This window comes from Streptomyces hilarionis, from assembly GCF_024539675.1.
Classification (GTDB): domain Bacteria; phylum Actinomycetota; class Actinomycetes; order Streptomycetales; family Streptomycetaceae; genus Streptomyces; species Streptomyces hilarionis.
This window is the reverse complement of sequence record NZ_JAHHIT010000096.1, coordinates 1-26,179: the sequence shown is the minus strand read 5'-3', so window position 1 is coordinate 26,179 and position 26,179 is coordinate 1. Positions and strand designations below refer to the sequence as shown.

Annotated in this window: 25 protein-coding genes; 16 read left to right on the top strand and 9 right to left on the bottom strand. The window is 73.2% G+C overall.

Annotated features, from left to right (window positions below):
• Positions 1–52 precede the first annotated feature (52 nt).
• From KMS84_RS23455 to KMS84_RS23440, 4 genes are all read left to right on the top strand, one after another.
• The gene (locus KMS84_RS23455; RefSeq protein ID WP_256918402.1) at positions 53–1,591 is read left to right on the top strand and encodes an ATP-dependent DNA ligase; all 1,539 of its coding nucleotides are present in this window, start codon (positions 53–55) and stop codon (positions 1,589–1,591) included.
• Complete coding sequence (locus tag KMS84_RS23450) at positions 1,588–2,061, top strand: NUDIX hydrolase (protein WP_256918401.1); 474 nt, start codon at positions 1,588–1,590, stop codon at positions 2,059–2,061. The genes KMS84_RS23455 and KMS84_RS23450 overlap by 4 nt, the downstream gene beginning before the upstream one ends.
• A 76-nt stretch (positions 2,062–2,137) precedes the next feature.
• Positions 2,138–3,523 carry an NADP-dependent succinic semialdehyde dehydrogenase gene (locus tag KMS84_RS23445; RefSeq protein WP_256918400.1) on the top strand — a complete coding sequence of 462 codons (1,386 nt, stop codon included), beginning with the start codon at positions 2,138–2,140 and terminating at the stop codon, positions 3,521–3,523.
• 25 nt (positions 3,524–3,548) lie between these two features.
• Positions 3,549–3,785, top strand: a complete 237-nt coding sequence (locus KMS84_RS23440; RefSeq protein ID WP_028807142.1) for a DUF6213 family protein — start codon at positions 3,549–3,551, stop codon at positions 3,783–3,785.
• 50 nt (positions 3,786–3,835) lie between these two features.
• Here KMS84_RS23440 and KMS84_RS23435 read toward each other — a convergent pair whose 3' ends face one another.
• Entirely contained in the window at positions 3,836–5,062 is a 1,227-nt protein-coding gene (locus KMS84_RS23435) for an acyl-CoA dehydrogenase family protein (RefSeq protein WP_256918399.1), read from the bottom strand.
• 179 nt (positions 5,063–5,241) lie between these two features.
• On the opposite strand from KMS84_RS23435, the gene KMS84_RS23430 reads away from it, so the two are divergent.
• Positions 5,242–5,883, top strand: a complete 642-nt coding sequence (locus tag KMS84_RS23430) for a TetR/AcrR family transcriptional regulator (RefSeq protein ID WP_256918398.1) — start codon at positions 5,242–5,244, stop codon at positions 5,881–5,883.
• 34 nt (positions 5,884–5,917) lie between these two features.
• Here KMS84_RS23430 and def read toward each other — a convergent pair whose 3' ends face one another.
• Positions 5,918–6,457 (bottom strand): peptide deformylase, encoded by a 540-nt coding sequence (gene def / locus KMS84_RS23425; protein ID WP_256918397.1) that lies wholly within the window; start codon positions 6,455–6,457, stop codon positions 5,918–5,920.
• A 158-nt stretch (positions 6,458–6,615) separates the two neighbouring features.
• On the opposite strand from def, the gene KMS84_RS23420 reads away from it, so the two are divergent.
• The 5 genes from KMS84_RS23420 (at position 6,616) to KMS84_RS23400 (ending at position 11,122) form a co-directional block, all read left to right on the top strand.
• Positions 6,616–7,854 carry a MurT ligase domain-containing protein gene (locus KMS84_RS23420; protein ID WP_069772720.1) on the top strand — a complete coding sequence of 413 codons (1,239 nt, stop codon included), beginning with the start codon at positions 6,616–6,618 and terminating at the stop codon, positions 7,852–7,854.
• 22 nt (positions 7,855–7,876) lie between these two features.
• Complete coding sequence (locus tag KMS84_RS23415) at positions 7,877–8,605, top strand: type 1 glutamine amidotransferase (protein ID WP_256918396.1); 729 nt, start codon at positions 7,877–7,879, stop codon at positions 8,603–8,605.
• A 190-nt stretch (positions 8,606–8,795) separates the two neighbouring features.
• On the top strand, positions 8,796–9,821 hold the full coding sequence (locus tag KMS84_RS23410) for a 6-phosphofructokinase (protein WP_256918395.1): 1,026 nt from the start codon (positions 8,796–8,798) through the stop codon (positions 9,819–9,821).
• Between the two features lie 117 nt (positions 9,822–9,938).
• A complete protein-coding gene (locus KMS84_RS23405; protein WP_256918394.1) occupies positions 9,939–10,889 on the top strand; it encodes a cytochrome c oxidase assembly protein in 951 nt (316 codons plus the stop codon).
• Between the two features lie 62 nt (positions 10,890–10,951).
• Positions 10,952–11,122, top strand: a complete 171-nt coding sequence (locus KMS84_RS23400) for a hypothetical protein (protein ID WP_256918393.1) — start codon at positions 10,952–10,954, stop codon at positions 11,120–11,122.
• Here KMS84_RS23400 and KMS84_RS23395 read toward each other — a convergent pair whose 3' ends face one another.
• Genes KMS84_RS23395 through KMS84_RS23380 form a run of 4 tightly spaced genes read right to left on the bottom strand, consistent with a single transcriptional unit; the run spans position 11,123 to position 15,217 of the window.
• A complete protein-coding gene (locus KMS84_RS23395) occupies positions 11,123–12,328 on the bottom strand; it encodes a sensor histidine kinase (protein ID WP_256918392.1) in 1,206 nt (401 codons plus the stop codon).
• Positions 12,325–14,055: a sodium/solute symporter gene (locus KMS84_RS23390; RefSeq protein WP_256918391.1), complete on the bottom strand. Its 1,731-nt coding sequence runs from the start codon at positions 14,053–14,055 to the stop codon at positions 12,325–12,327. Before KMS84_RS23390 ends, KMS84_RS23395 begins: the two co-directional genes overlap by 4 nt.
• Positions 14,052–14,450 (bottom strand): hypothetical protein, encoded by a 399-nt coding sequence (locus KMS84_RS23385; RefSeq protein ID WP_256918390.1) that lies wholly within the window; start codon positions 14,448–14,450, stop codon positions 14,052–14,054. The genes KMS84_RS23390 and KMS84_RS23385 overlap by 4 nt, the downstream gene beginning before the upstream one ends.
• A 2-nt stretch (positions 14,451–14,452) precedes the next feature.
• The gene (locus KMS84_RS23380) at positions 14,453–15,217 is read right to left on the bottom strand and encodes a LytR/AlgR family response regulator transcription factor (RefSeq protein WP_256918389.1); all 765 of its coding nucleotides are present in this window, start codon (positions 15,215–15,217) and stop codon (positions 14,453–14,455) included.
• A 79-nt stretch (positions 15,218–15,296) separates the two neighbouring features.
• On the opposite strand from KMS84_RS23380, the gene KMS84_RS23375 reads away from it, so the two are divergent.
• The 6 genes from KMS84_RS23375 to KMS84_RS23350 all read left to right on the top strand — a co-directional run bounded on the left by KMS84_RS23375 (position 15,297) and on the right by KMS84_RS23350 (position 22,837).
• Positions 15,297–15,782 (top strand): Lrp/AsnC family transcriptional regulator, encoded by a 486-nt coding sequence (locus KMS84_RS23375; RefSeq protein ID WP_256918388.1) that lies wholly within the window; start codon positions 15,297–15,299, stop codon positions 15,780–15,782.
• A gap of 156 nt (positions 15,783–15,938) precedes the next feature.
• Complete coding sequence (ddaH, locus tag KMS84_RS23370; RefSeq protein WP_256918387.1) at positions 15,939–16,751, top strand: dimethylargininase; 813 nt, start codon at positions 15,939–15,941, stop codon at positions 16,749–16,751.
• Positions 16,748–17,977 (top strand): ornithine--oxo-acid transaminase, encoded by a 1,230-nt coding sequence (gene rocD / locus KMS84_RS23365; protein WP_256918386.1) that lies wholly within the window; start codon positions 16,748–16,750, stop codon positions 17,975–17,977. The genes ddaH and rocD overlap by 4 nt, the downstream gene beginning before the upstream one ends.
• 111 nt (positions 17,978–18,088) lie before the next feature.
• Positions 18,089–20,629 (top strand): SpoIIE family protein phosphatase, encoded by a 2,541-nt coding sequence (locus KMS84_RS41265; protein WP_256918385.1) that lies wholly within the window; start codon positions 18,089–18,091, stop codon positions 20,627–20,629.
• Between the two features lie 65 nt (positions 20,630–20,694).
• Positions 20,695–21,954, top strand: coding sequence for a PP2C family protein-serine/threonine phosphatase (locus KMS84_RS23355; RefSeq protein WP_256918384.1), 1,260 nt, complete (start codon positions 20,695–20,697; stop codon positions 21,952–21,954).
• 139 nt (positions 21,955–22,093) lie between these two features.
• A complete protein-coding gene (locus KMS84_RS23350; protein WP_256918383.1) occupies positions 22,094–22,837 on the top strand; it encodes a lysophospholipid acyltransferase family protein in 744 nt (247 codons plus the stop codon).
• Between the two features lie 112 nt (positions 22,838–22,949).
• Here the strand turns inward: KMS84_RS23350 and KMS84_RS23345 are convergent, their stop codons facing one another.
• The 3 genes from KMS84_RS23345 to ureG all read right to left on the bottom strand — a co-directional run bounded on the left by KMS84_RS23345 (position 22,950) and on the right by ureG (position 26,100).
• The gene (locus KMS84_RS23345; protein WP_256918382.1) at positions 22,950–24,548 is read right to left on the bottom strand and encodes an alpha/beta hydrolase; all 1,599 of its coding nucleotides are present in this window, start codon (positions 24,546–24,548) and stop codon (positions 22,950–22,952) included.
• A 114-nt stretch (positions 24,549–24,662) separates the two neighbouring features.
• Complete coding sequence (locus KMS84_RS23340; RefSeq protein WP_256918381.1) at positions 24,663–25,421, bottom strand: urease accessory protein UreD; 759 nt, start codon at positions 25,419–25,421, stop codon at positions 24,663–24,665.
• Between the two features lies 1 nt (position 25,422).
• Entirely contained in the window at positions 25,423–26,100 is a 678-nt protein-coding gene (gene ureG, locus KMS84_RS23335; protein ID WP_256918380.1) for an urease accessory protein UreG, read from the bottom strand.
• Positions 26,101–26,179: the final 79 nt, after the last annotated feature.

The following is a 26,179-nucleotide window of genomic DNA, read 5'->3' as shown; positions in this document are numbered from 1 at the left end:
GGGGCCCCGCCGTCCGGGTGTCGTCGTCGGCGGCTCGTTGCACCATGGCTGCATGTTGCTCACCCGGCTCGCCGACGTGTCCCGGGAGGTCGCCGCCACCTCGGCGCGCTCCCGCAAGATCGCCCTGCTCGCCGAACTCTTCCGGGACGCGGAGCCGGACGACGTGCCCCTGGTGATCCCGTACCTGGCCGGGCGGCTGCCCCAGGGCCGCCTGGGCGTCGGCTGGAAGGTGCTCGGCCGTCCGGTCGCCCCGGCCGGGTCCCCGACCCTCACGGTGCGCGAGGTGGACGCCCTGCTGAGCGAGCTGGGCGCGGTGAAGGGCGCCGGCTCCCAGGCCGAACGGGTACGGCTGGTCGAGAAGCTGATGGGCGCGGCCACCGCCGGGGAGCAGCGCTTCCTGCTCGGTCTGCTCACCGGCGAGGTCCGCCAGGGCGCGCTGGACGCCGTCGCCGTGGAGGGCCTGGCGCAGGCCACCGGCGCGCCCGCCGCCGACGTGCGGCGGGCGGTGATGCTGGCCGGGTCGCTGCAGACGGTGGCCCGGGCCCTGCTCGGCGAGGGGCCGGCGGCGCTGGAGGCGTTCCGGCTCACCGTCGGCCGTCCGGTGCTGCCGATGCTCGCGCACACCGCGGCCACGGTCACCGAGGCGGTCGGCAGACTCGGCGCGTGCGCGGTGGAGGAGAAGCTGGACGGCATCCGCGTCCAGGTGCACCGCGACGGCGACGAGGTCCGTCTCTACACCCGCACGCTCGACGACATCACCGACCGGCTGCCGGAAGTGACCGAGGCGGCACGGCGGTTGGCGGGCTCGCGCTTCGTCCTGGACGGGGAGGTCATCGCCTTCGACGAGGCGGGGCGACCCCGCTCCTTCCAGGAGACCGCCGGCCGCGTCGGCTCCCGGGTGGACGTGGCGGCGGCCGCCGAGGCGGTGCCCGTCTCCCCGGTGTTCTTCGACGCCCTGTCCGTGGACGGCCGGGACCTGCTCGACCTGCCCTTCGCGCAACGGCACGCGGAGCTGGCGCGGCTGGCTCCCGAGCCGATGCGGGTGCGCCGCACGGTCGTCTCCGGCCCCGACGACGTCGAGGCCGCGGAGGAGTTCTCCCGCCGGACCCTGCTGCGCGGCCACGAGGGCGTGGTCGTCAAGGCCCTGGACGCGCCCTACAGCGCGGGGCGGCGGGGCGCGTCCTGGCTGAAGGTGAAGCCGGTGCACACCCTCGACCTCGTGGTGCTGGCCGCCGAGTGGGGCCACGGGCGGCGCACCGGGAAGCTCTCCAATCTGCACCTCGGCGCGCGCGCCGCGGACGGCGGCTTCGTGATGCTGGGCAAGACGTTCAAGGGCATGACCGACGCGATGCTCGCCTGGCAGACGGAGCGTCTGCGGGAGCTGGCCGTGGACGAGACGGGGTACGTCGTGACCGTGCGGCCCGAACTCGTCGTCGAGATCGCCTACGACGGTCTACAGCGCTCCACCCGCTACCCGGCCGGCGTCACCCTGCGCTTCGCGCGCGTGCTGCGCTACCGCGAGGACAAGCGCCCCGAGGAGGCGGACACCGTGGAGACCCTGCTCGCCGCCCATCCCCAGGTGCGCCCGTGACGCCGGCGGCTGCCCGGCGCAGCGCCGGTCTGCTGCTGTTCCGCCGCGCCGGCGACGGGTGGCAGGTGCTGCTGGGCCACATGGGCGGACCGTACTTCGCGCGCAGGGACGCCGGGGCCTGGACCGTCCCGAAGGGCGAGTACGAGCCCGGTGAGCCGGCCTGGGACGCGGCCCGCCGCGAGTTCCGGGAGGAGCTGGGACTGCCGCCGCCCGAGGGCGAGGCGATCGCGCTGGGCGAGGTGCGGCAGGCGGGCGGCAAGACCGTCACCGCATGGGCGGTCGAGGCGGACCTGGACCCGGCCTCGGTGACCCCGGGCACGTTCGTCATGGAGTGGCCGCCGCGATCGGGGCGGTTCCAGGAGTTCCCCGAGCTCGACCGGGTGGCCTGGTTCGGGCCGGACCGGGCGCGCGAGGTGATCGTCACGGCGCAGGCCGCGTTTCTCGACCGGCTGGCGGAGCACTCGGTCTGAGCGGACGCGCACGCGTTGCGGCCCCGGGCCCGGCGCGGGAAGGTCGAAGCACAGCCAGCACTTCAGGAGGTCGGTCATGCCCATCGCGACGGTGAACCCGGCGAACGGCGAGACGCTCAGGACGTACGAGGCCATGGACGAGCAGGAGCTGGAACGCCGGCTCCAGCTCGCGCAGGCCACGTTCCGCACGTACCGGACGACGACGTATCCCGAACGCGCCCGGCTGCTGAACCGGGCCGCCGACCTGCTCGACGAGGACCAGGGCGCCATCGGCACGATCATGACCACCGAGATGGGCAAGCCGGTGAAGCAGGCGCGCGCGGAGGCCGCGAAGTGCGCCAAGGCGATGCGCTGGTACGCCGAGCACGCGCAGGAGCTGCTCGCCGACGAGGAGCCGGCCGCCGCCGACGTGAAGGACTCCGGCGGCTCGCGGGCCCTGGTCCGCTACCGGCCGCTGGGTCCGGTGCTCGCGGTGATGCCCTGGAACTTCCCGCTGTGGCAGGTGGTCCGGTTCGCCGCGCCGGCGCTGATGGCGGGCAACGTGGGCCTGCTCAAGCACGCCTCGAACGTCCCGCGGACCGCGCTGTACCTGGAGGACCTGTTCCACCGGGCGGGCTTCACGGAGGGCTGCTTCCAGACGCTGCTGGTCGGCTCCGGGGCGGTGGACGCCCTGCTGCGCGACGAGCGGGTGAAGGCGGCGACGCTGACGGGGAGCGAGCCGGCGGGCCGGGCGGTCGCCGCCACCGCCGGGGAGATGATCAAGAAGACGGTGCTGGAGCTGGGCGGCAGCGACCCGTACGTGGTCATGCCCTCGGCGGACGTCGACCGCGCCGCGCAGGTCGCGGTGACCGCGCGCGTGCAGAACAACGGGCAGTCGTGCATCGCCGCCAAGCGGTTCATCGTTCACACGGACGTGTACGACGCGTTCGCCGAGCGGTTCGTGGCGGGCATGGCGGCGCTGAAGGTCGGCGACCCGCTGGCCGAGGAGACGGAGGTCGGGCCGCTGGCGAGCGAGCAGGGCCGCGCGGACCTCGAGGAGCTGGTGGACGACGCCCGGCGCAGCGGGGCCGCGGTGCTGTGCGGGGGCGAGCGCCCCGACGGGCCCGGCTGGTACTACCCGCCGACCGTCCTGGCCGGTGTCACGCGCGAGATGCGCATCCACCGGGAGGAGGCGTTCGGGCCGGTCGCGACGCTGTACCGGGCGGCCGACCTGGACGAGGCGATCCTCATCGCCAACGACTCGCCGTTCGGGCTGAGTTCCAACGTGTGGACGCGCGACGAGGCCGAGGTCGACCGTTTCGTCCGGGATCTGGAGGCCGGCGGGGTGTTCGTCAACGGCATGACGGCGTCCCATCCGGGGTTCCCCTTCGGCGGGGTGAAGCGGTCCGGATACGGCCGTGAGCTGTCGGGGCACGGAATCCGGGAGTTCTGCAACATCACCACGGTTTGGCACGGTGCGTGAGCGCCGCGCGGCTACGATCCCGGGTGTGAACCGCGAAGTGACTCTGCCTCTGATCGTCGACGACCGCGGGACCCTTCAGGTGGCCGCGGCCGACGTGAGCAAGCTGCTCCGCACGCTGGGAGGGCGGTGGCTGCATCTCGTCGAGGCCGGCGCGGACGGTCTCGACGAGGACACGGTGGCCGCCCTGACCATCGAACTGGCCAAGCTGGCCGACCGCATCGACGTGGCCTGCATCGCGCACAGCAGCGGGGGCGCGCCGTAGGGGTCCGCTCCGCCGCCCGACCCCACGCGCCCGCCGCCGCGGCCGCCGTCCTACCGGATCGGCATCCCGGAGAGCGTCCGGGCGATGACCAGGCGCTGGATCTCGCTCGTGCCCTCGAAGATCGTGTAGATCGCCGCGTCGCGGTGCATGCGCTCGACCGGGTACTCGCGGGTGTAGCCGTTGCCGCCGAGGATCTGGATCGCCTGCGCGGTGACCTTCTTCGCGGTCTCGCTGGCGTACAGCTTCGACATCGAGCCCTCGGCCGCCGTGAAGGGCTTGCCGTTGACCGCCATCCACGAGGCACGCCACACCAGCAGACGCGCGGCGTCGATCTGGGTGCGCATGTCGGCGAGCTGGAAGGCGACGCCCTGGTTGTCGATGATCGGGCGGCCGAACTGCTGCCGCGTCTTCGCGTAGTCGAGGGCCACCTCGTAGGCGGCGCGGGCGGTGCCGACCGCCATCGCGCCGACCGCGGGGCGCGAGGCCTCGAACGTGGCCATCGCCGCGTTCTTGACCCGCTCGCCGCCCGACTTCGCCCGCTCGCGCGCCCGCGCCAGCCGCTCGTCCAGCTTCTCCTTGCCGCCCAGCAGGCACGAGCCGGGGACGCGCACGTCGTCGAGGACGACCTCGGCGGTGTGCGAGGCGCGGATGCCGTGCTTCTTGAACTTCTGGCCCTGGGCCAGGCCCGGGGTCCCCGGCGGGACGATGAACGAGGCGTGCCCCTTGGAGCCCAGTTCGGGGTCCACCGCGGCGACGACGACGTGGACGTTGGCGATGCCGCCGTTGGTCGCCCAGGTCTTGGTGCCGTTCAGCACCCACTCGTCCTTGGCCTCGTCGTACACGGCACGGGTGCGCAGGGAGGCGACGTCGGAACCGGCGTCGGGTTCGGAGGAGCAGAACGCGGCCACCTTGACGTCGTTCGCGTCGCCGTACATCTGCGGGATCCAGGTGCCGATCTGCTCCTCGGTTCCGTTGGCGAGAACGCCCACGGCGGCCAGGCCGGTGCCCACAATGGACAGGGCGATGCCCGCGTCGCCCCAGAAGAGCTCCTCCATGGCCATCGGGATGCCGAGTCCGGTGGCGTCGAAGTACTGCTGCGCGTAGAAGTCGAGGGAGTAGATGCCGACCTTCGCGGCCTCCTGGATGACCGGCCAGGGAGTCTCCTCACGCTCGTCCCATTCGGCGGCCGCGGGGCGGATGACGTCGGCGGCGAAGCCGTGCAGCCAGTCCCGGACCTCCTTCTGTTCGTCGTTGAGCTCCATGGTGAACTCGGCCATGTCCCCTCCAGCGGCGGAACGTGCGTGTTACTAGCGGTAACTCGAGAGTCTGTTACCCGTCGGTAGGAAAAGTCAACTCCTGATGACGGCACGGAGCCCTGCGGCCCGTTCGATGTCAGGCTGCTGTCAGGTGTTAGTTTGCGCAGGCGTCACCGAACAAGCACGGGTGGGGAGAGCACATGGACACCACGCAGCGGACCGAGCAACAGCGGTCCGCCGACCGACGACGGCGCGAGCTGCTGGAGGCCGCCGACCGGGTGGTGCTGCGCGACGGCCCCCAGGCCTCGATGAACGCCATCGCCGCCGAGGCCGGCATCACCAAGCCCATCCTCTACCGCCACTTCGGCGACAAGGGCGGTCTGTACGCCGCCCTCGCCAAGCGGCACACCGACGCGCTGCTGGACTCGCTGCGCGCCGCCCTCGACGCCCCGGCGGAACGGCGCGAGCGGGTCGAGGCGACCCTCGACACCTACCTGGCCGCCATCGAGGCCCGGCCACAGGTGTACCGGTTCCTGATGCACCCCTCCGACGGCTCGGCCGGCGAGCAGGGGTTCGACGTCGGCAAGCACTCGGCCCCGCTGCTGCGCCGGATGGGCGAGGAACTCGCCCAGGTCATCGAGGACCGCCTCGACCTCGGGCCCGGCAGTCAGCAGCTCGCCCGGGTCTGGGGCCACGGGATCGTCGGGATGATGCACGCGGCGGGCGACTGGTGGCTGGGCGAACGGCCGTGCTCCCGGGCGGAGCTGGTGCGCAGCCTGGCCGACCTGCTGTGGGGCCGCCTCGCGGCGGCCGGCGACAGGGTCGGCGGTCCCGGCTTCTGAGCCGCCGGGCCCCCGCGCCGCCCGGCGCGCGGGCTCATCCGCTCCAGGCGGCCCGGCGCACCTGACGGGCCAGTCTGCGCGCGCGCAGACCCGTCACCCGGTCCGCGTACACCCGGCCGTCCAGGTGGTCGGCCTCGTGCTGGAGGCACCGGGCGAAGAACCCGGTGCCCCGCACGGTGACCGGCTCCCCCGCCGCCGTGAAGCCCTCGACCACCGCCTCGTCGTAGCGCTCCGTCCCCGCCTCCAGGCCCGGCAGGGACAGACAGCCCTCCGGGCCGCGCAGCACGACGCCGTCCGTGCGGACCGGCGTCGGATTCACCACATGGCCCAGGTGGCGGACGTCGTCGTCGTCCGGACAGTCGTACACGAACACCCGCAGGGGCACGCCGACCTGGTTGGCCGCCAGGCCGACCCCCCGGGCCGCGTACATCGTGGCGAACATGTCCTCGACGAGACGGGCCAGTTCGGGGCCGAAGTCGGTGACGTCCTCGCAACGGGCGTGCAGCACGGGATCGCCGAGCAGGGTGAGGGGCCGGACGCGCCCGTGGGCGCCCGGGATGGAGCGGTGTCGCATGCCGGCAAGGGTACGGTCCTTCCTGACACGCGCATGCCGTCCACGGACGGGAGGCGGTCCCGGGATTCGGGAGTGCGGGGGGATCTCGATAGGCTGACCACCTACCACGTTGCCGTACGGCAGAGGCGCGGCGCGTACGCAAGGAGGATCGAGAACTGATGGCAGGCAACTCGGACCCGCTCACGCCGCGGGCCAAGATCGCCGTGACCGCCGGCAAGGCGGTCGCGGCGGCGTCGCGCGCCGCGGGGCGCGGCAGCGGTTCGGTGATCGGCGGCCGGGTGGCGCTCAAGCTCGACCCCGACCTCCTCGCCAGGCTCGCCCAGAACCTGGACGTGGTCCTCGTCTCGGCGACGAACGGCAAGACCACCACCACCCGGCTGATCGCCGAGGCGCTGCGCGCCGCCGGCCCGGTCGTGTCCAACGCGCTCGGCGCCAACATGCCGGCCGGCATCACCTCGGCCCTCGCGGGCGGCTCCGAGGCCCGTTACGGCGTCATCGAGGTCGACGAGAAGTACCTCGCGGGCGTCGCCCGCGACACCGCGCCCAAGTGCATCGCGCTGCTCAACCTCTCCCGCGACCAGCTGGACCGCGCCGCCGAGACCCGCATGCTCGCGGAGAACTGGCGCGAGGGCCTCGCCGGTTCCAAGGCGGTCGTCGTCGCCAACGCCGACGACCCGCTGGTGGTGTGGGCGGCCTCCTCCTCCCCCAACGTCGTCTGGGTCGCCGCCGGGCAGATGTGGAAGGACGACGCCTGGTCGTGCCCGTCCTGCGGCGGCGTCATGCAGCGTCCCGGCGACGACTGGTTCTGCGGCGAGTGCGGATTCCGCCGGCCGACGCCCAGCTGGGCGCTCAGCGGCGACCACGTCCTCGACCCGCACGGCTCGGCCTGGCCGATCCACCTGCAACTGCCGGGCCGCGCCAACAAGGCCAACGCCGCCTCCTCGGCCGCCGTGGCCGCCGTCTTCGGGGTGCCGCCGCAGGTGGCCCTGGAGCGGATGTACGCGGTGCAGGCCGTCGCCGGACGGTACGACGTCGTCCAGTTCCAGGGCCGTGACCTGCGACTGCTGCTGGCGAAGAACCCCGCGGGCTGGCTAGAGACGTTCAGCCTGATCGATCCGCCGCCCACCCCGGTGATCCTCTCGGTGAACGCGCGCGGCGCCGACGGCACCGACACCTCCTGGCTGTGGGACGTCGACTACACCCGGCTGACCGGCCACCCGATCTTCGTCGTCGGCGACCGCAAGCTGGACCTGGCCGTGCGCCTGGAGGTCGCCAACCAGCACTTCCAGGTGTGCGAGAACCTCGACCAGGCCGTGCAGCAGGCGCCGCCGGGCCGCATCGAGGTCATCGCGAACTACACGGCGTTCCAGGACCTCCGCCGCCGCGTCGGCAACTGACCCTAAGGACGATCCCATTCCCATGAGCGACAACCAACTGCGGCTGGTGTGGATCTACCCCGACCTGCTGAGCACCTACGGCGACCAGGGCAACGCCCTCGTCGTCGAACGGCGCGCCCGCCAGCGCGGGCTCGACGTGGCCCGGCTCGACGTGCGCAGCGACCAGCCGATCCCGACCTCCGGCGACATCTACCTCATCGGCGGCGGCGAGGACCGTCCGCAGCGCCTCGCGGCGGAGCGGCTGCGCCGGGACGCGCACCTGTACCAGGCGGTGAACAACGGCGCGATCGTGTTCGCGGTCTGCGCCGGCTACCAGATCCTGGGCCACGAGTTCGTCAACGACCTCGGCCAGCGCGAGCCCGGACTCGGCCTGCTGGACGTGACGACGACGCGCGGCGAGGGCGAGCGCTGCGTCGGCGACGTCCTCGGGGACATCGACCCGCGGCTCGGCCTGCCCCCGCTGACCGGGTTCGAGAACCACCAGGGCATCACCCACCTCGGCCCGACCGCCCGCCCCCTGGCCCGTGTGACGCTCGGCAAGGGCAACGGCACCGGCGACGGCACCGAGGGCGCGTACAACGACACGGTGTTCGGCACCTACATGCACGGTCCTGTGCTGGCGCGCAACCCGCTGATCGCGGACCTGCTGCTGAAGCTGGCCCTCGACGTCAACGCGCTGCCGCCGATCGACGACCGCTGGTACGAGGCGCTGCGCAACGAGCGCATCGCGGCCGCCCAGCAGCCTGCGTGACCTGGATGTTCACCTGATTTTCAGGGCACCGTCAGCAGCCCGTATGACGCTGCGTCCGCACAGGTGAGCAGGCACGTCCAGCAGGCGGACGCGTGCTTCGGCCCCGCCCCCTCCTGACGCTAGGGTGGCGGGGATTCGAGCCGGACAGCGTGGTCCGGACCGGCCCTCGTGAAGAAGGTTGTTTCGGGCTATGCGCATTGGTGTCCTCACGTCCGGCGGCGACTGCCCCGGCCTGAACGCCGTCATCCGGTCCGTCGTGCACCGCGCCGTCGCCGACCACGGCGACGAGGTCATCGGCTTCCGGGACGGCTGGAAGGGCCTCCTGGAGTGCGACTACCTCAAGCTCGACCTCGACGCGGTCAACGGCATCCTCGCCCGCGGCGGCACGATCCTCGGTTCCTCGCGCGTCCAGCCCTCGCACCTGCGGGACGGGGTGGAGCGGGCCCGGGGCCATGTCGAGGAGCTCGGCCTCGACGCGATCATCCCGATCGGCGGCGAGGGGACCCTCAAGGCCGCCCGGCTGATGTCCGACAGCGGGCTGCCCGTCGTGGGCGTGCCGAAGACCATCGACAACGACATCGCCGTCACGGACGTGACCTTCGGCTTCGACACGGCCGTCGGCGTGGCGACCGAGGCCCTCGACCGGCTGAAGACCACCGCCGAGTCGCACCAGCGGGTGCTGGTCGTCGAGGTCATGGGGCGGCACACCGGCTGGATAGCGCTGCACTCCGGCATGGCGGCCGGCGCGCACGCCATCGTCGTGCCGGAGCGGCCCTTCGACATCGAGGAGCTGGCCCGCCGGGTCGGCGCGCGTTTCGAGGCGGGCAAGCGGTTCGCGATCGTCGTCGCGGCGGAGGGCGCGAAGCCCGCGCCCGGCGGCATGGTCTTCGACGAGGGCGGCAAGGACGTCTACGGGCACGAGCGGTTCGCCGGGATCGCCCGCCAGCTCTCCATCGAGCTGGAGTCCCGGCTCGGCAAGGAGGCCCGGCCGGTCATCCTGGGCCATGTGCAGCGCGGCGGCACGCCGACCGCCTACGACCGGGTGCTGGCCACCCGGTTCGGCTGGCACGCGGTGGAGGCCGTGCACCGGGGCGAGTTCGGTCACATGACCGCCCTGCGCGGCACCGACATCGTCATGGTGCCGCTGGCGGAGGCCGTCGAGACGCTCAAGACGGTTCCGGTGCAGCGCTACGAGGAGGCCGAGACGGTCCTGTAGCGCGCGGGCGGGAGAGCCACGGCCACGGCCGCCCCCGGTGACGGAGATCGCCGGGGGCGGCTCTACTCTTGGGGCGGCAGGAATCGTACAACCCCCCACGAATCAGGAGCCGGCGCAATGGATCACGGCGGGCACGGCATGACCATGGATCTGCCGCCGTTCACGCTGGGACGCGGTCTTCAGTGGTCGGCGGACCCGTTCTTCCTCGTCGCCTGCGCGGTGGGGCTCGGCCTGTACGCGTGGGGCGTGCTGCGGCTGCGGCGGCGCGGCGACGCCTGGTCGGCCGGGCGGACGGTGTCGTTCGTCGTCGGCGTGCTGACCGTCGCGCTGGTGATGTGCACCCGGCTCAACGACTACGGCATGGTCATGTTCAGCGTGCACATGGTGCAGCACATGGTGATCAGCATGCTGTCGCCGATCCTCATCCTGCTCGGCGCGCCGATGACGCTCGCGCTGCGGGCGCTGCCGGCCGCCGGCCGGGGCCGCAAGGGGCCGCGCGAGGTGCTGCTGATGCTCCTGCACAGCCGGTACCTGCGCATCGTCACCCATCCCGCGTTCACCATCCCGCTGTTCATCGCGAGCCTCTACGCGCTGTACTTCACGCCGCTGTTCGACTTCCTGATGGGGTCGAGGACGGGGCACCTGGCGATGATGGTGCACTTCCTGGCCGTGGGCGTGGTGTTCTTCTGGCCGATCATCGGCGTGGACCCGGGGCCGAACCGGCCGGGCTACCTGATGCGGATGCTGGAGCTGTTCGCGGGCATGCCGTTCCACGCGTTCTTCGGCATCGCGCTGATGATGGCCTCGCAGCCGATGGTGGAGACGTTCAAGAACCCGCCCGCCTCCCTCGGGATCGACGCCCTGTCCGACCAGAACGCGGCGGGCGGCATCGCCTGGGCGTTCAGCGAGGTCCCGTCGGTGCTGGTGCTGATCGCGCTGCTGTTCCAGTGGTACGGCTCCGAGCAGCGGCAGGCCAGGCGCAAGGACCGGGCCGCCGACCGCGACGGGGACCAGGAGCTGGAGGCCTACAACGCCTATCTTGCGTCACTCGACGCACGCGGGCGCTGAACCCGGGGCACCATGGAGGGGGACGCGCCCCGCTCAGGGGCGGCCCCGAGGAGGGTGTCGCGATGGCCGGTACCACGGACAGTTCCACGAAGACCATGGGAGTGCTCACCATGGGCGCGCTCGTCATGGTGAGCGCCTACACGGTGGCGCTCGGCAGCAACGGCTGGCTGTGGTTCGGCTGGGTCGTGCTCGGGCTGATCACGCTGGCCCTGGTGGTGACGAGAACCGGCTGATCAGCCGGGGGCGAGGCGGCCCGCCGAGTGCACGCCGGGCTGGTACTTGGGCAGCCGGGCGGTGATCTTCATGCCCGCTCCCAGGGCGGTCTCGATCACGAGTCCGTGGTCGTCGCCGTAGACCTGGCGCAGCCGGTCGTCCACGTTGGACAGGCCGATGCCGCCGGACGGGCTGACCTCGCCGGCCAGGATGCGGCGCAGCACCACCGGGTCCATGCCCGCGCCGTCGTCCTCGATGACGACGAGGGCCTCGGCGCCCGCGTCCTGAGCCGTGATCCGGATGTGGCAGGTGCCGGCCTTGCCCTCCAGCCCGTGTTTGACGGCGTTCTCCACGAGCGGCTGGAGACACAGGAACGGCAGGGCCACCGGCAGGACCTCGGGGGCGATCTGGAGCGTGACGGCGAGGCGGTCGCCGAAGCGGGCCCGGACCAGGGCCAGATAGTGGTCGATGGCGTGCAGTTCGTCGGCGAGCGTGGTGAAGTCGCCGTGCCTGCGGAACGAGTAGCGGGTGAAGTCGGCGAACTCCAGGAGCAGTTCCCGGGCGCGTTCGGGGTCGGTGCGCACGAACGAGGCGATCACGGCGAGCGAGTTGAACACGAAGTGCGGGGAGATCTGCGCGCGCAGGGCCTTGATCTCGGCCTCGATGAGGCGCGTGCGGGACCGGTCGAGGTCGGCCAGCTCCAGTTGGACGCTCACCCAGCGGGCCACCTCGCCCGCCGCCCGGACGAGGACGGCGGACTCACGGGGCGCGCACGCGACGAGGGCGCCGTGCACCCGGTCGTCGACGGTGAGCGGGGTCACCACGGCCCAGCGGACGGGGCAGTCGGCGTGCTCGCAGGTGAGGCGGAAGGCCTCGCCGCGGCCGCTCTCCAGCGGGCCGGCCAGCCTGTCCATGATCTCGGCGCGGTGATGCGACCCCACCCCGTCCCAGGCCAGCACCTCCTTGTGGTCGGTCAGGCACAGGGCGTCCGTGCCGAGCAGCGTGCGCAGCCGGCGGGCCGATCTGCGGGCCGTCTCCTCCGTGAGGCCGGCGCGCAGCGGGGGTGAGGCGAGGGAGGCGGTGTGCAGGGTCTGGAAGGTGGCGTGCTCGACGGGGGTGCCCAGGCCGCCCAGGCCCGGTGGGCGGGCGGTGCGCCGGCCCAGCCAGAAGCCGGCGGCGAGGAACGGCAGGATCGCGATGCACACGCCCGCGAGGAAACTGCTCACGCCCTCGCCTCCGCGGCCCGCAGTTCGTCCGTGCGCAGCTCCTCCGGCAGGTGGAAGCGGGCCAGGATCGCCGCCGTGCCGGCCGGGACGCGGCCCGGGGTGGCCAGGGACACCAGGATCATGGTGAGGAAGCCGAGCGGCACGGACCACAGCGCGGGCCAGGCGAGCAGGGCGTGCACGGAGCCCGTGCCGGGCAGGCCCGCCATGGTCGCCGCGACGGCGACGAAGGCCGAGCCGCCGCCGACGAGCATCCCGGCGGCGGCGCCGGGCGGGGTCAGCCGCCGCCACCAGATGCCCAGGACCAGCAGCGGGCAGAAGGAGGACGCCGACACCGCGAAGGCCAGCCCGACCGCGTCGGCGACCGGCAGGCCGCCCACGAGGAGACTCGCCGCGAGGGGTGCGGCCATGGCGAGGCCGGTGCCCAGCCGGAAGTGCCGCACGCCCCGGGACGGCAGCACGTCCTGCGCGAGGACGCCCGCCACGGCCATCGTCAGCCCGGACGCCGTGGACAGGAACGCGGCGAACGCGCCCCCGGCCACCAGCGCGCCGAGCAGGTCGCCGCCGAGGCCGCCGATCACCCGGTCGGGCAGCAGCAGGACGGCGGCGTCGGCGTCGCCGCTGAGGGCGAGCTCGGGGGTGTAGAGGCGGCCGAGGGCGCCGTAGAGGGGCGGCAGGAGGTAGAACGCGCCGATGAGCGCGAGGACGGCGACCGTGGTGCGGCGCGCGGCCACTCCGTGCGGGCTGGTGTAGAAGCGGACGACGACGTGCGGCAGGCCCATGGTGCCGAGGAACGTGGCGAGGATCAGCCCGTAGGTGGCGTACAGGGGGCGTTCCTCACGGCCGGCGGCCAGGGAGGTCGACATGCCGCCGTTGCTGCCGCGTTCGGCGGCGGGGACCGCGGCGCCCCGGGCGAAGGTGAGGCGCGCGTCCCGCTCGATGTGGTGGGATCCGGCGGCCAGCCGCACCACGGCGCCCTCGTACGGGCGGCCGTCGACCGTGCCGTCCACCGTGACGGTCAGCGGGCGGTCCAGTTCGAGGTCGAGGCCGGCGTCGACCCGGACGACCCGCTGGTCGCGGAAGGCGGGCGGTTCCTCGAAGGCGTCGCGGGGAGCGCCGTCGCCCTGCCAGGCGAGCGCCAGGAAGAGGGCGGGCACGAGGAGCGCGGTGAGTTTGAGCCAGTACTGGAAGGCCTGCACGAAGGTGATGCTGCGCATGCCGCCGGCGGCGACGGTCGCCGTGACCACCACGGCGACGATGACCCCGCCGAGCGAGTCGGGCGCGCCGGTCAGCACGGTCAACGTCAGTCCGGCGCCCTGGAGTTGAGGTATGAGGTAGAGCCAGCCCACGCCGACGACGAAGGCGCCCGCGAGCCGTCTGACCATCTGTGAGGCGAGGCGCGCCTCCGCGAAGTCGGGGAGCGTGTAGGCGCCCGAGCGGCGCAGCGGGGCGGCGACGAACAGCAGGAGCACCAGATAGCCGGCGGTGTACCCGACCGGGTACCAGAGCATGTCCGGTCCCTGGACCAGGACGAGGCCGGCGATCCCGAGGAAGGAGGCGGCGGAGAGGTACTCGCCGCTGATGGCGGCCGCGTTGAGGCGGGGGCCCACGGTGCGGGAGGCGACGTAGAAGTCGGAGGTGGTCCGGGAGATGCGCAGGCCGAACGCGCCGACGAGCACGGTGGCGACCACGACCAGGGCGACCGCCGGGACGGCGAAGGTCGGGTTCACCGGTCCTCGACCAGCCGCACGAAGTCGCGCTCGTTGCGCTCGGCGCGGCGCACGTACCAGCGGGCGAGCAGGACGAGCGGGGCGTAGAGGCAGAAGCCGAGGACCGCCCACTCCAGCCGGTGGGCGTCGGGCATCGCCGCGAACAGCAGGGGCAGCGGGCCGACGAGCAGCGCGAGGACGGCGAACACCGTGAGGGCGGCGCGCAGTTGGGAGCGCATCAGGGAGCGGACGTAGGTGTCGCCGAGGGTGGTCTGCTCGTCGATCTCGGTGCGCGGGCGGTAGGAGCCGGAGGGGTGCGGGTACCGGCCGCGCGAGCGCAGTCGTGCGTGCGGGAGCGTGCGACGGGCGGGGCCGGTGACGACGACGCGGCGGTCCGCGGGGTCCTGGTGGGGCACGGTCAGGGCCTCCGCATCAGCAGGTCGCGCAGCTCGCGGGCGTGCCGACGGCTGACCTGGAGTTCCTCGCCGCCGACCAGGACGCTCACCGTGCCCGCGTCCAGGCGCAGTTCGCCTATGTGGCGCAGGGCGACGAGGTGGCGGCGGTGGATGCGGACGAAGCCGCGGGCGCGCCAGCGCTCCTCCAGGGTGGACAGCGGGATGCGTACGAGGTGGCTGCCGCGGTCGGTGTGCAGGCGGGCGTAGTCGCCCCGGGCCTCGACGTGGGTGATGTCGTCGACGGCGACGAAGCGGGTGACGCCGCCGAGTTCGACGGGTATGTGGTCCGGGTCGGGCTCGTGCACGGGGATGGGCGGGGCGGCGCCGCGCAGTTCGGCCGCCCGGCGTTCGACGACGCGACGGACGGCTTCGGCGAGGCGTTCCTTGCGCACGGGCTTGAGGACGTAGTCGACGGCCTTGAGGTCGAAGGCCTGGACGGCGAAGTCCTCGTGGGCGGTGACGAACACGACCAGGGGCGGTCGGGCGAAGCCGGTGAGGAGCCGGGCGAGGTCGAGGCCGTCGAGGCCGGGCATCTGGATGTCGAGGAAGACGACGTCGACGGCCTCGGGGCCGTGCGGTCCGGACTCCAGCGCCCGGTTGATGCGGCGCAGCGCCTCGGTCGCGTCGCCGGCGCCCTCGACGCTGCCGATGCGGGGATCCGCGGTGAGCAGGTAGAGCAGCTCTTCCAGCGAGGGACGTTCGTCGTCGACGGCGAGGGCGCGCAGCATGAAGGTGGAGTGTAGGGGCGATCCGCGCCGCTGGACATGTACGGGGGTGCCGCCGCGCACGCTGTCCTACAGTGCCCGCATGAACAGCGCGCCCGCCCCGTTCGACGAGCTCGACCGGAAGATCATCACCGCTCTGATGGCGAACGCCAGGACGAGCTTCGCCGAGATCGGCATCGCGATCGGCCTGTCCTCGACGGCCGTCAAGCGCCGGGTGGACCGGCTGCGGGAGACCGGGGTGATCACGGGGTTCACGGCCACGGTGGAGCCGTCGGCGCTGGGCTGGCGCACCGAGGCCTATGTCGAGGTGTACTGCGAGGGCGCCGCACCGCCCCGGCGGCTGGCGGAGGTGGTGCGCAACCATCCGGAGATCACCGCGGCGATGACGGTGACGGGCGGCGCGGACGCGCTGCTGCACGTGCGGGCGCGGGACGTGGAGCACTTCGAGAACGTGCTGGAACGCATCCGGGCCGAGCCGTTCATCCGCAAGACGATCAGCGTGATGGTCCTGTCCCACCTGCTGCCGGAGAGCCCGGAGGCGGGCGCGACCCAGCCCGCTCCCGAATAAACCTCCGCGCGCGCAGCATGCCTGCGTATGGGCGGATCATCACGCAGCATTACTGCGCGGACACGCAATGCTCGTTCCTTGTCGTGCGTCCCCGTCAGTTCCTACCGTGGTGTCAACCCTCAGTCGACATCCGCAGGGAAACGGAGGACCCCCTCTGTGGCCGAGACCCGTGTACGGCGCCCCCGGCGCTTCCTCGTCTGCGAACCCCGGCACTTCGCCGTCCAGTACGCGATCAACCCCTGGATGCGTCCCGACACTCCCGTGGACGTCGACCTCGCCCAGGAGCAGTGGCAGACGCTGATCAGCGCCTACCGGACGCACGGCCACACGGTGGACGCCGTGGAGCCGGCCCCCGGTCTGCCCGACATGGTCTTCGCCGCCAACTCGGCGGTCGTGGTGGCGGGCCGGGTCTTCGGCTCCCTGTTCCACGCGCCGGAGCGGCGGCCCGAGTCCGACCACTACGACAGCTGGTTCCGCACGGCCGGCTACGAGGTCCACCGGCCCGAGTCCGTCTGCGAGGGCGAGGGCGACCTGGTGTGGACCGGCCGCTACGTGCTGGCCGGCACCGGGTTCCGCACGACGCGCGAGGCGCACCGGGAGGTGCAGGAGTTCTTCGGCCATCCGGTGATCAGCCTGACCCTGGTGGACCCGCACTTCTACCACCTGGACACGGCGTTGTTCGTCCTGGACGACGACAACATCGCGTACTACCCGCAGGCGTTCTCCGCCGGGAGCCGCGCGGTGCTCGCCGGGCTGTACCCGGACGCGGTGCTCGCCACCCGTGACGACGCCATGGCGTTCGGTCTGAACTCGGTCTCCGACGGTCGCCACGTCTTCATCGCGCCGCAGGCCGAGACCCTCGCCGCGCGGCTCGGCGAGCGCGGCTATGTCCCCGTCCCCGTCGACCTCTCGGAGTTCCGGAAGGCCGGCGGCGGCATCAAGTGCTGCACTCAGGAGATCCGTTCATGACCGCACCCGTCGTGCCCGCCCGCTCCTCCGCCGCTCTGATCAGCGCCGAGGAGCCCGTGCTCGCGCACAACTACCATCCGCTGCCCGTGGTCGTCGCGAGCGCCGAGGGCGCGTGGGTGGAGGACGTCGAGGGCCGCCGCTACCTCGACATGCTGGCCGGCTACTCGGCCCTCAACTTCGGCCACCGGCATCCGGCGCTGATCGAGGCGGCCCACCGCCAGCTGGACCGGCTCACGCTCACCTCCCGCGCCTTCCACAACGACCGTCTGGCGGGGTTCGCCGAGCGGCTCGCGGACCTCACGGGCCTGGACATGGTCCTGCCGATGAACACGGGCGCGGAGGCGGTCGAGAGCGCCGTCAAGGTGGTGCGCAAGTGGGCCTACGAGGTCAAGGGCGTGCCCGCCGACCGGGCGACGATCGTGGTCGCCGCGGACAACTTCCACGGTCGCACCACGACCATCGTCAGCTTCTCCACGGACGAGACCGCGCGCACGGGGTTCGGACCGTTCACGCCGGGGTTCCGGGTCGTGCCGTACAACGACCTCGCCGCTCTGGAGGCGGCGGTCGACGAGACGACGGCGGCGGTGCTGATCGAGCCCATCCAGGGCGAGGCGGGCGTCGTGGTGCCGGACGACGGCTACCTGGCCGGCGTGCGGGAGCTGACCAGGCGGACGAACTGCCTCTTCGTCGCGGACGAGATCCAGTCCGGCCTCGGACGCACCGGCCGGACGCTGGCCGTGGAGCACGAGGGGGTGACGCCCGACGTGCTGCTGCTCGGCAAGGCGCTGGGCGGGGGCATCGTGCCGGTGTCGGCGGTGGTGGCGCGGCGGGAGGTGCTGTCGGTCCTGCGGCCCGGGGAGCACGGCTCGACCTTCGGCGGCAATCCGCTGGCCGCGGCCGTCGGCACGGCGGTGGTGGAGCTGCTGGAGACGGGCGAGTTCCAGCGCCGGGCGGCCGAGCTGGGCGTCGTCCTGCGGGAGGGGCTGTCCGGGCTGGTCGGCAAGGGTGTCGTCGGCTTCCGGGCGAGGGGGCTGTGGGCGGGCGTCGACGTCGACCCGGCACTCGGCACGGGCCGGGAGGTGAGCGAGCGCCTCATGCGGGAGGGCGTGCTGGTCAAGGACACCCACGGCTCGACCATCCGCCTGGCGCCGCCGCTGACGATCACCGCCGACGAACTGCTCTCGGCGCTGGCCTCGCTGGAGAAGGTGCTGACCCGGGGGATGTGAACGAGGGCGCGGCGCGGCCGGCGCTCGGGTGGCCCGGCCGCTGCCGTGCGGGCAGGGTGAGGACTGGGTCAGGAGGTGGCAGACCACTCTCAGCGCGACAGAGAGGTCGACGTGGGCGCACACGATGAGGACGACGCCGCCCGTCGGCGGTTCGACGTGGCGGACACCGCCCCCCTGCTGCTGGACACGCGGGGCGTGGTCACGAGCTGGACGAGGGACGCCGAGCGTCTGCTGGGCTACCCGGCCGCCGAGGCGGTGGGCAAGGACATGTCCGGCCTGCTCGCGCACGGGGACGCCGGACGGGTCGCCGACGTCCTGGAGCGGTGCCGCCGGGACGGCGGGTGGGCCGGCCTGCTGTCGGCGCTGCGCCGGGACGGCAGGCCGGTCCCGGTCATGGCCCGCATCACCTCGGCGCACGAGCCCGGCGGCCGGGCGCGCTGGCTGGTGATGCTCAACGAGATGGGCGACGCGCCCGGCTGGAACATGAGCCGTTCGGTCCTGGAGCAGATGGTGAGGGGCGCCCCGATCGGCATAGCGATCGTGGACACCGACCTGCGCTACGTGTGGTCCAACGCGGCCCTCGCCGCGTTCGGCGGGGGCCCGCCCGAGCTGCGGCTCGGGCTGCGGATGGCCGACGTCCAGCCCGGTCTGGACTCCGAGGCCATCGAGGAGCGGATGCGCCGGGTGCTGGAGAGCGGGGAGCCGGTCCTCGGCTACGAGCATCTGGGGCACGTGCGGGCCGCGCCGCACCGGGAGACCGCGCACATGATGTCCTTCACCCGGCTGGACGACGACCACGGCCGTCCGATGGGCGTCTACTACACGGTCGTCGACATCACCGACCGCCACCGTGCCAGGCAGCGGCTCGCGCTCCTCGACCGCGCCGGCCGGCGCATCGGCAGCAGCCTGGACATCGCCCGGACCGCGCAGGAGCTCGCCGACACGGCCGTGCCGGACTTCGCCGACGTCGTCGCCGTCGACCTGCCCGAGCGCGTACTGCGGGGCGCCGAGCCCACGCCGGGGCCGGCGGCGGACGAGCCCTCCGGCCACGTCCGCCTGCACCGGGCGGGATACCGCACCACGGGCGATCCGGACGACGAGACCACGCAGGACGCGAGCCGCGCCGCCGCGAGCGGCGACGACGACAGGAGCGGCGGGGTCGGGTCCCGCGACGGCGACACCGACCGGGACGAGGACCCGGGCGAGGGCCGGGACGCGGAAGGGGGCCGGCCGCGCGTGGTCGTCTACCGGGGCGACTCGCCCCCGGCGCGGTGTCTGGCCGCCGGGCGGCCCTGGCGGGCCGACCGGCTGGACGGGGCCGCCGAGGAGTGGCTGCCCCGGCCGCCCGCCGGGTCCGAGCCGCCCAGCGCCCTGATCGTGCCGGTCCGGGCCCGCGGCACGACCCTGGGCGTCACCACCTTCCTGCGGGACGGCCGGCGCGAGCCGTTCGACGAGGACGACCTCGCGCTCGCCGAGGATCTCGTCTCGCGGGCGGCGGTCTGCGTCGACAACGCCCGCCGCTACACCCGCGAGCGCGACGCGGCGCTGGTGCTCCAGCGCAGCCTGCTCCCCCGCGGGCTGCCGGAGCAGGACGCGGTGGAGGTGTCCGCCTGCTACCGGCCCGCCGACGAGCTCACCGGACTCGGCGGCGACTGGTACGACCTGATCCCGCTGTCCGGGGCGCGCGTCGCCCTCGTGGTCGGCGAGGTGCCCGGACACGGCATCGACGCCGCGGCGGCGATGGGCCGGGTCCGCACCGCCGTGCGCACCCTCGCCGCCCTGGACCTGCGGCCCGACGAGATCCTCGCCCACCTGGACGACCAGGTCGCCCGCATGGACCACGACGAGGACGTGACGACCGGAGCCCGGGCCGAGGGGTCCGCGTGCGTGTACGTGGTCTACGACCCCGTCGACGGGCGGTGCGTGATGGCCGCGGCGGGACATCCCGCCCCGGCCGTGGTGGCGCCCGACGGCGCCGTCACGTTCGTGGAGCTGCCCCAGGGGCCGCCGCTCGGCGCGGGCGGGCCGCCGTTCGAGTCGGTCGAGATGTTCCTGCCGGAGGGCAGCACCCTGGCGCTGCACACGGACGGCCTGCTGGCCCGCGACGGGGGGCCGGCGCCGGGCAGCGACCGGCAGCGGCTGCGGCGGGCGCTGGAGCGGTCCGCGGGCGCCCTTGAACTGCGCTGCCGGACCGTGGTCGACGCGCTCGCACCGGCCCGCCCCCACGACGACGTCGCGCTGCTCATGGCCCGCACCCGGCGGCTGAGCGCGGACCGGGTGGCCGACTGGGAGCTGCCCGCCGAGCCGGCGGCCGTCGCCGAGGCCCGCAGGACCGCGAGCCGCCGGCTGGCGGAGTGGGGGCTCGCGGAGCTGTCGTTCACCACCGAGCTGGTCGTCAGCGAGCTGGTGACCAATGCCATCCGGTACGCGAACGGTCCGATCCGGCTGCGGCTGATCCGCGGCCGGACCCTGATCTGCGAGGTCTTCGACGGCGGCGCCACCGCGCCCCACCTGCGCCACCCGCGCGCCACCGACGAGGGCGGCCGCGGGCTGCTGCTGGTCTCCCAGGTGAGCGGGCGCTGGGGCACCCGCTTCCTCCCCGAGGGCAAGGTCATCTGGACGGAGCAGTCGCTCACCGGACCCGGTGCGTGAACGGCGAGCCGATACGCCGCATCACATGAGAAAATGACGCGAAAACGGCGGATGGGGCGCGAGCCATGAACGACACGGCGATCGACTACGCGGCGGTGTTCCAGGCCCTGCCCGGCATGGTGGCGCTGCTGACGCCCGAGCTGGTGTACGCGGACGTCAACGCCGAGTTCCTGCGCGTAACCGGCCGCAGTCGGGACCAGATGATCGGCCGGCACCTCTTCGACGTCTTCCCCGACAACCCCAACGACGGTTCCGCCAGCGGCATGCGCAACCTGGAGGCCTCGCTGCGCCGGGTGCTGGCCACCGGCGAGCGGGACGCGATGGCCCTGCAACGCTACGACGTGGAGTCGCTCGAGCGCCCCGGCGAGTGGGACGAGCGCTACTGGAGCCCGGTCAACGCGCCCGTCCTCGGCCCGGACGGGTCGGTGGTGCTGCTGGCGCACCGCGTGGAGGAGGTCACCGAGCTGATCCGGGCGCGGGGCGGACGGGCGGCCGACGGCCGCGCGGGCGCCGCGGGCTCCGGCGGCCGGGGCCGGGTCCTGGAGGCCGAGCTGTACACCCGGGCCCGTGAGTTGCAGGAGCTCAACGAGCGGCTGCGCCTGGCGCACGCCCGGGAACGCGAGGTGGCGCTCGCCCTGCAGGAGGCGATGCTGCCGGCCCGCCGCCAGGTGGGGCACCACCGGGCGGCCGTGCGCTACCGCCCGGCGGTCGGCGCGCTCAACGTGTGCGGGGACTGGTACGACCTGGTCGACCTGGTCGGCGGGCACCGCATCGGCGTGTCCGTCGGCGACGTCGTGGGGCACGGCCTGGAGGCCGCCGGGGTGATGGGGCAACTGCGCAGCGCGCTCAGCGCCGCCTCCCGGGTGGCCGAGGGCCCGGCCGAGGCCCTGAACGTCCTCGGCCGCTACGCGCACGTCGTGGACGGCGCCGAGTCGGCCACCGCGGTGACCACGTTCATCGACTTCGACCGCCGCACCATCGCCTACAGCAGCGCGGGGCACCCGCCGCCCGCGCTGGTCCACGCCGACGGCCGCGTGGAGTTCCTCGACCGGGCCACCGACCCGCCGCTCGACGCGCTCCCCGACCCGGTCCCGCGGACCGAGGCGAGCACGGTCTACGACGAGGGCGCCACCCTCGTCCTGTACACCGACGGACTGGTGGAGCGGCGGCGGGAGGACATCGACACCGGTCTGAACCGCCTCGCCGACGCCCTGGCCCGGCACCGCGCCGCCGACCCCGAGTCCCTCGCGGACGCGGTGCTGTGGGAGCTCCTGCCGGCCGGCGGCGCCACCGACGACACCGCGCTGGTCGTCGTGCGGCTGTGACGGGAGGGCCCGGGGAGCGCCGGGTCGGCACGGTTCCGGCGGTCGCCGCCTGCCCCTACACTGACACACCACGCCATGCCGGTTGACCTGCTGGAACTCGGCGGCGAGCCGATCCGTCGGACACGAGGAGCGACTCCCTTTGTTCTACTACCTCCTGAAATACGTGGTGTTGGGACCGCTCCTGAGAGTGCTGTTCCGCCCCCGTATCGAGGGCCTGGAGCATGTGCCGGACTCGGGAGCGGCCATCATCGCGGGCAACCACCTGTCGTTCTCGGACCACTTCCTGATGCCCGCGATCCTCAGACGCCGCATCACCTTCCTCGCCAAGGCCGAGTACTTCACGGGCCCAGGCGTGAAGGGACGGCTGACCGCGGCCTTCTTCCGCAGCGCCGGTCAGATCCCGGTCGACCGCTCCGGCAAGGAGGCGGGCCAGGCGGCGATCCGCGAGGGGCTGGGCGTGCTCGCCAAGGACGAGCTGCTCGGCATCTATCCGGAGGGCACCCGCTCGCACGACGGCCGCCTCTACAAGGGCAAGGTCGGCGTCGCGGTGATGGCCCTGAAGTCGCGTGCGCCGGTGATCCCCTGCGCGATGATCGGGACCTTCGAGGCGCAGCCGCCCGGCAAGAAGATCCCGACCCTGCACCCCGTGGCGATCCGCTTCGGCGAGCCGCTCGACTTCTCCCGCTACCTCGGCATGGAGAACGAGAAGGCGGTGCTGCGGGCCATCACCGACGAGATCATGTACGCGATCCTGACGCTGTCGGAGCAGGAGTACGTGGACGAGTACGCGGCGGTCGTGAAGGCGCAGGAGGCCGAGGCGAAGGCCCGCAAGGGCGGGAAGCGGGAGCTGCCCCGCCCGTTCCGGCGCACGCCGCAGGGTTGACGGCGCGTCACGGGACGCACGGCCCGGGGCGCGCGTGACGGGGCGCGCGATGGGGGACGCCGAAGGGGCGGCCGGATCGATCCGGCCGCCCCTCACTGCCTGCCGGGGGTGCTTACGGCGTGGGCGTGGCGTGCGGCGCGCAGGTCACGTCCGACCGGTCCAGCTTCCCGGTGAGGAGGTAGGCGTCCACCCGGGGGTTGATGCAGGTGTTCACCAGGCTGGTGACACCGTGGGAGCCCGCGTCCTTCTCGGTGATCAGGCGCGAGCCCTTGAAGCGCTGGTGCAGGCTGACGGCGCCGTCGTACGGGGTGGCGGCGTCGTTCTTGGACTGCACGATCATGACCGGCGGCAGGCCCTTGTGGGTGGTGACGTTCACCGGGGTCTGCTGCTTGACCGGCCAGGAGGCGCACGGGAGGTTCATCCACGCGTTGGCCCAGGTCATGAACGGGTAGTCCTTGTGGAGCCGCGTGTTGTCCGCGTTCCACTTGCGCCAGCTGGTGGGCCACTTGGCGTCGGTGCACTCCACGGCCGTGTAGACGGCGTTGCTGTTCTCCGAGGAGATGTTGCCGGCCGTGTCGCTCATGTCCGGCGCGGCCGCGTCGACGAGCGCCTGGGTGTCTCCCGCGAAGTACTTGCTGAAGACGGTGGCGACCGGCACCCACGAGGAGTCGTAGTACGGGGCGCTCTGGAAGAAGGAGATCAGCTCCGCCGGGCCGACCAGCCCGCCGATCGGGTTCTTCTTCGCGGCGGCGCGCAGCTGAAGCCACTTGTTCTGGACGTCGGCGCGGGTGGCGCCGAGGTGGAAGGTCGCGTCGTTCTTGGCGACCCAGTCCTCCCAGTCCTTCCAGCGGCCCTCGAAGGCCACGTCCTGGTCGAGGTTGGCCTCGTACCAGATCTTCTCGCGCGACGGGTTGACGACGCTGTCGACGACCATGCGGCGCACGTGGCCCGGGAAGAGCGTGCCGTAGACGGCCCCGATGTAGGTGCCGTAGGAGACGCCCAGGTAGTTGAGCTTCTTCTCGCCGAGGGCGGCCCGGATGACGTCCAGGTCGCGCACGGTGTTCGGCGTGGTCATGTGCGGCAGCATCTCGCCGCTGCGCTCGTAGCAGCCGTCGGCGTACTCGCGGGCGAGCTTGATCTGGGCGAGCTTGTCGGCCTCGCTGCCGGGCACCGGGTCGGCCTTGGGCGCCTTGACGAACTCCTGCGGGTCGATGCAGGAGATGGGCGCGGAGTGGCCGACGCCGCGCGGGTCGAAGCCCACGAAGTCGTAGGCCTTGGCCACGTTGGCCCACACCGGCGCCTTGGTGGTGACGCGGCGCGGGAAGCGCATGCCGGAGCCGCCGGGCCCGCCGGGGTTGTACACGAGCGCGCCCTGGCGCTGCTTCGCCGTGCCCGTGTTGCCGATGCGGTCCACGGCCAGCTTGATCTTCTTGCCGTTCGGCCTGGCGTAGTCGAGCGGGACGGTGACCCAGCCGCACTGGATCGGCTTCTCCAGGCCCCAGTCGGCCGGGCAGTCGTGCCACGCGATGCCGGCCTTCGCCGCGCGCTCGGCGGCGATGGCGGCTCCGCGGGCCTCACGGTCCTGACCGGGACGGCCGCTGGCCGCACCGGCCGTGGGCGCCGCGACGGCACCGGCGATCAGGGTCGCGGTGACGAGTGCGCCCGCCGAGCCCAGCGCTGCGATGCGCTTGTTCGGTCGTATGTCCTTCAAGTGCAAACTCCCCTGTTTTATGGCGGCAGGAGGATCCTTGCGGCTGTGAGGCGCCTGAGAAAAGGTGTCGTTGACCTTCTTTGCCAATCCGATAACCGGAAAGAGAAGTACCGCTCACCGGATGTGCAGCTCGGCGAGCGCCTCGTCCAGCGCGCGCCGCAGGCGCAGTCCGTCGGGCGCCACGGCGGTGACCAGCGCCGCGGGGCCCGCCAGCGGCATGACGCAGGCGCCCTGCGCGAGTATCGCGGACTCGGCGGGGACATGGGCGAACTCCGGCCGCACGATCACGAGTTGGCCGACCGCGCGGTTCCCCGCGAGCACGGCGGGACCGTCCCAGCCGCCGGGCGCGCCGGGACCGCAGGCCAGTTCCTGGTCCAGGACGACCCGGCCGGCGATCCGCACGACCAGCCGGCTGCCGAGCCGGCCGGGCTCCTCCCCCACCCGCCCGAGCACCTGTTCCTCCCGTACCACCAGCCGCGCCCCGGCGTGCAGTTCGACGCGGGTGACGACGGACAGGTCGCTGCCCTTCGCCGAGATCAACGGCTCGGGCAGCCAGTGCAGTTCACCGCCGTCGGCGACGCGCAGCCGCACGTCGTAGCGGGCGTCGTCCTTCGTCTGCCCGGGCAGGGCGATGGTCGCGGCGGCCGAGCCCACCCGCAACCGGGCGCCTTCGCCCACGTCGGCCTCCACGGCGAAGCGGTCACCGCCCAGGGGACCGCTCATCGCCCCGACGAGCAGCACGCGCGCCTGCGCGCCGGTCCCCCGGGTGCGCCGCAGGGCGAGCGGCCCGTCACTCTCCAGGACGGGCAGCGCGGTCCCGCCCCGCCCGTCCGCGCGCGCCGCGATCCGGGCGGTGGCGTGCACACCGCCCATGTCACGCCGACCAGACGGCGAGCCGCGCCCGCACCCAGGCGGCGACGTCGGCGACCCCGCTCTCCCCGCGCAACGACTGGAACACGACGGGCAGTTCGCCCCGCTGGGCCTTCGCGTCGGCCGCCATCCGGGCGAGGTCGGAGCCCACGTGGGGCGCGAGGTCGGTCTTGTTGACGACGAGCAGGTCGGCGGTGGTGACGCCGGGCCCGCCCTTGCGCGGGATGTCGTCCCCGCCGGCGACGTCGATGACGAAGATCTGCGCGTCCACGAGCCCCTTGGAGAACGTGGCGGTGAGGTTGTCCCCGCCCGACTCGACGAGGATCAGGTCCAGCGGGCCCACCTCGTCCTCCAGGTCCTCCACGGCTTCGAGGTTGGCCGAGATGTCGTCGCGGATGGCGGTGTGCGGGCAGGCCCCCGTCTCCACGGCCGTGATCCGCTCCGGCGGCAGCACCGCTTCGCGCAGGAGGAACTCGGCGTCCTCGCGGGTGTAGATGTCGTTGGTGACGACGGCCAGCGACAGCCGGTCGCGCAGGGCCCGGCAGAGCGCGGCGACGGTCGCCGTCTTGCCGGAGCCGACGGGACCGCCGAGTCCGATGCGCAGGGCGCGGCGCGATCCGTCGGGGCGGCGGGCGTCGGCGCCCACGGCGGCGGGACCGTGCGGGGTGTGGTCAAGATGCACAACGGCTCCAGTTCGGCCGGCCCGGGGCGTCGCAGCCCGGGGTTCCCCTCTCGGGGGGCGTGTGGGGACGGGGCCCGTC

Excerpts from the sequence above, each read along its gene's own strand:
- def (WP_256918397.1), bottom strand. The coding sequence starts at position 6,457 with ATGCGACACCGCTCCATCCCGGGCGCCCACGGGCGCGTCCGGCCCCTC.
- KMS84_RS23375 (WP_256918388.1), top strand. The coding sequence starts at position 15,297 with ATGAACAGCGCGCCCGCCCCGTTCGACGAGCTCGACCGGAAGATCATC.
- KMS84_RS23410 (WP_256918395.1), top strand. The coding sequence starts at position 8,796 with ATGCGCATTGGTGTCCTCACGTCCGGCGGCGACTGCCCCGGCCTGAAC.
- rocD (WP_256918386.1), top strand. The coding sequence starts at position 16,748 with ATGACCGCACCCGTCGTGCCCGCCCGCTCCTCCGCCGCTCTGATCAGC.
- KMS84_RS23445 (WP_256918400.1), top strand. The coding sequence starts at position 2,138 with ATGCCCATCGCGACGGTGAACCCGGCGAACGGCGAGACGCTCAGGACG.
- KMS84_RS23355 (WP_256918384.1), top strand. The coding sequence starts at position 20,695 with ATGAACGACACGGCGATCGACTACGCGGCGGTGTTCCAGGCCCTGCCC.
- KMS84_RS23455 (WP_256918402.1), top strand. The coding sequence starts at position 53 with ATGTTGCTCACCCGGCTCGCCGACGTGTCCCGGGAGGTCGCCGCCACC.
- KMS84_RS23400 (WP_256918393.1), top strand. The coding sequence starts at position 10,952 with ATGGCCGGTACCACGGACAGTTCCACGAAGACCATGGGAGTGCTCACC.
- KMS84_RS23340 (WP_256918381.1), bottom strand. The coding sequence starts at position 25,421 with ATGGGCGGTGTGCACGCCACCGCCCGGATCGCGGCGCGCGCGGACGGG.
- KMS84_RS23420 (WP_069772720.1), top strand. The coding sequence starts at position 6,616 with ATGGCAGGCAACTCGGACCCGCTCACGCCGCGGGCCAAGATCGCCGTG.
- KMS84_RS23430 (WP_256918398.1), top strand. The coding sequence starts at position 5,242 with ATGGACACCACGCAGCGGACCGAGCAACAGCGGTCCGCCGACCGACGA.
- KMS84_RS23435 (WP_256918399.1), bottom strand. The coding sequence starts at position 5,062 with ATGGCCGAGTTCACCATGGAGCTCAACGACGAACAGAAGGAGGTCCGG.
- KMS84_RS23405 (WP_256918394.1), top strand. The coding sequence starts at position 9,939 with ATGGATCACGGCGGGCACGGCATGACCATGGATCTGCCGCCGTTCACG.
- KMS84_RS23380 (WP_256918389.1), bottom strand. The coding sequence starts at position 15,217 with ATGCTGCGCGCCCTCGCCGTCGACGACGAACGTCCCTCGCTGGAAGAG.
- KMS84_RS23415 (WP_256918396.1), top strand. The coding sequence starts at position 7,877 with ATGAGCGACAACCAACTGCGGCTGGTGTGGATCTACCCCGACCTGCTG.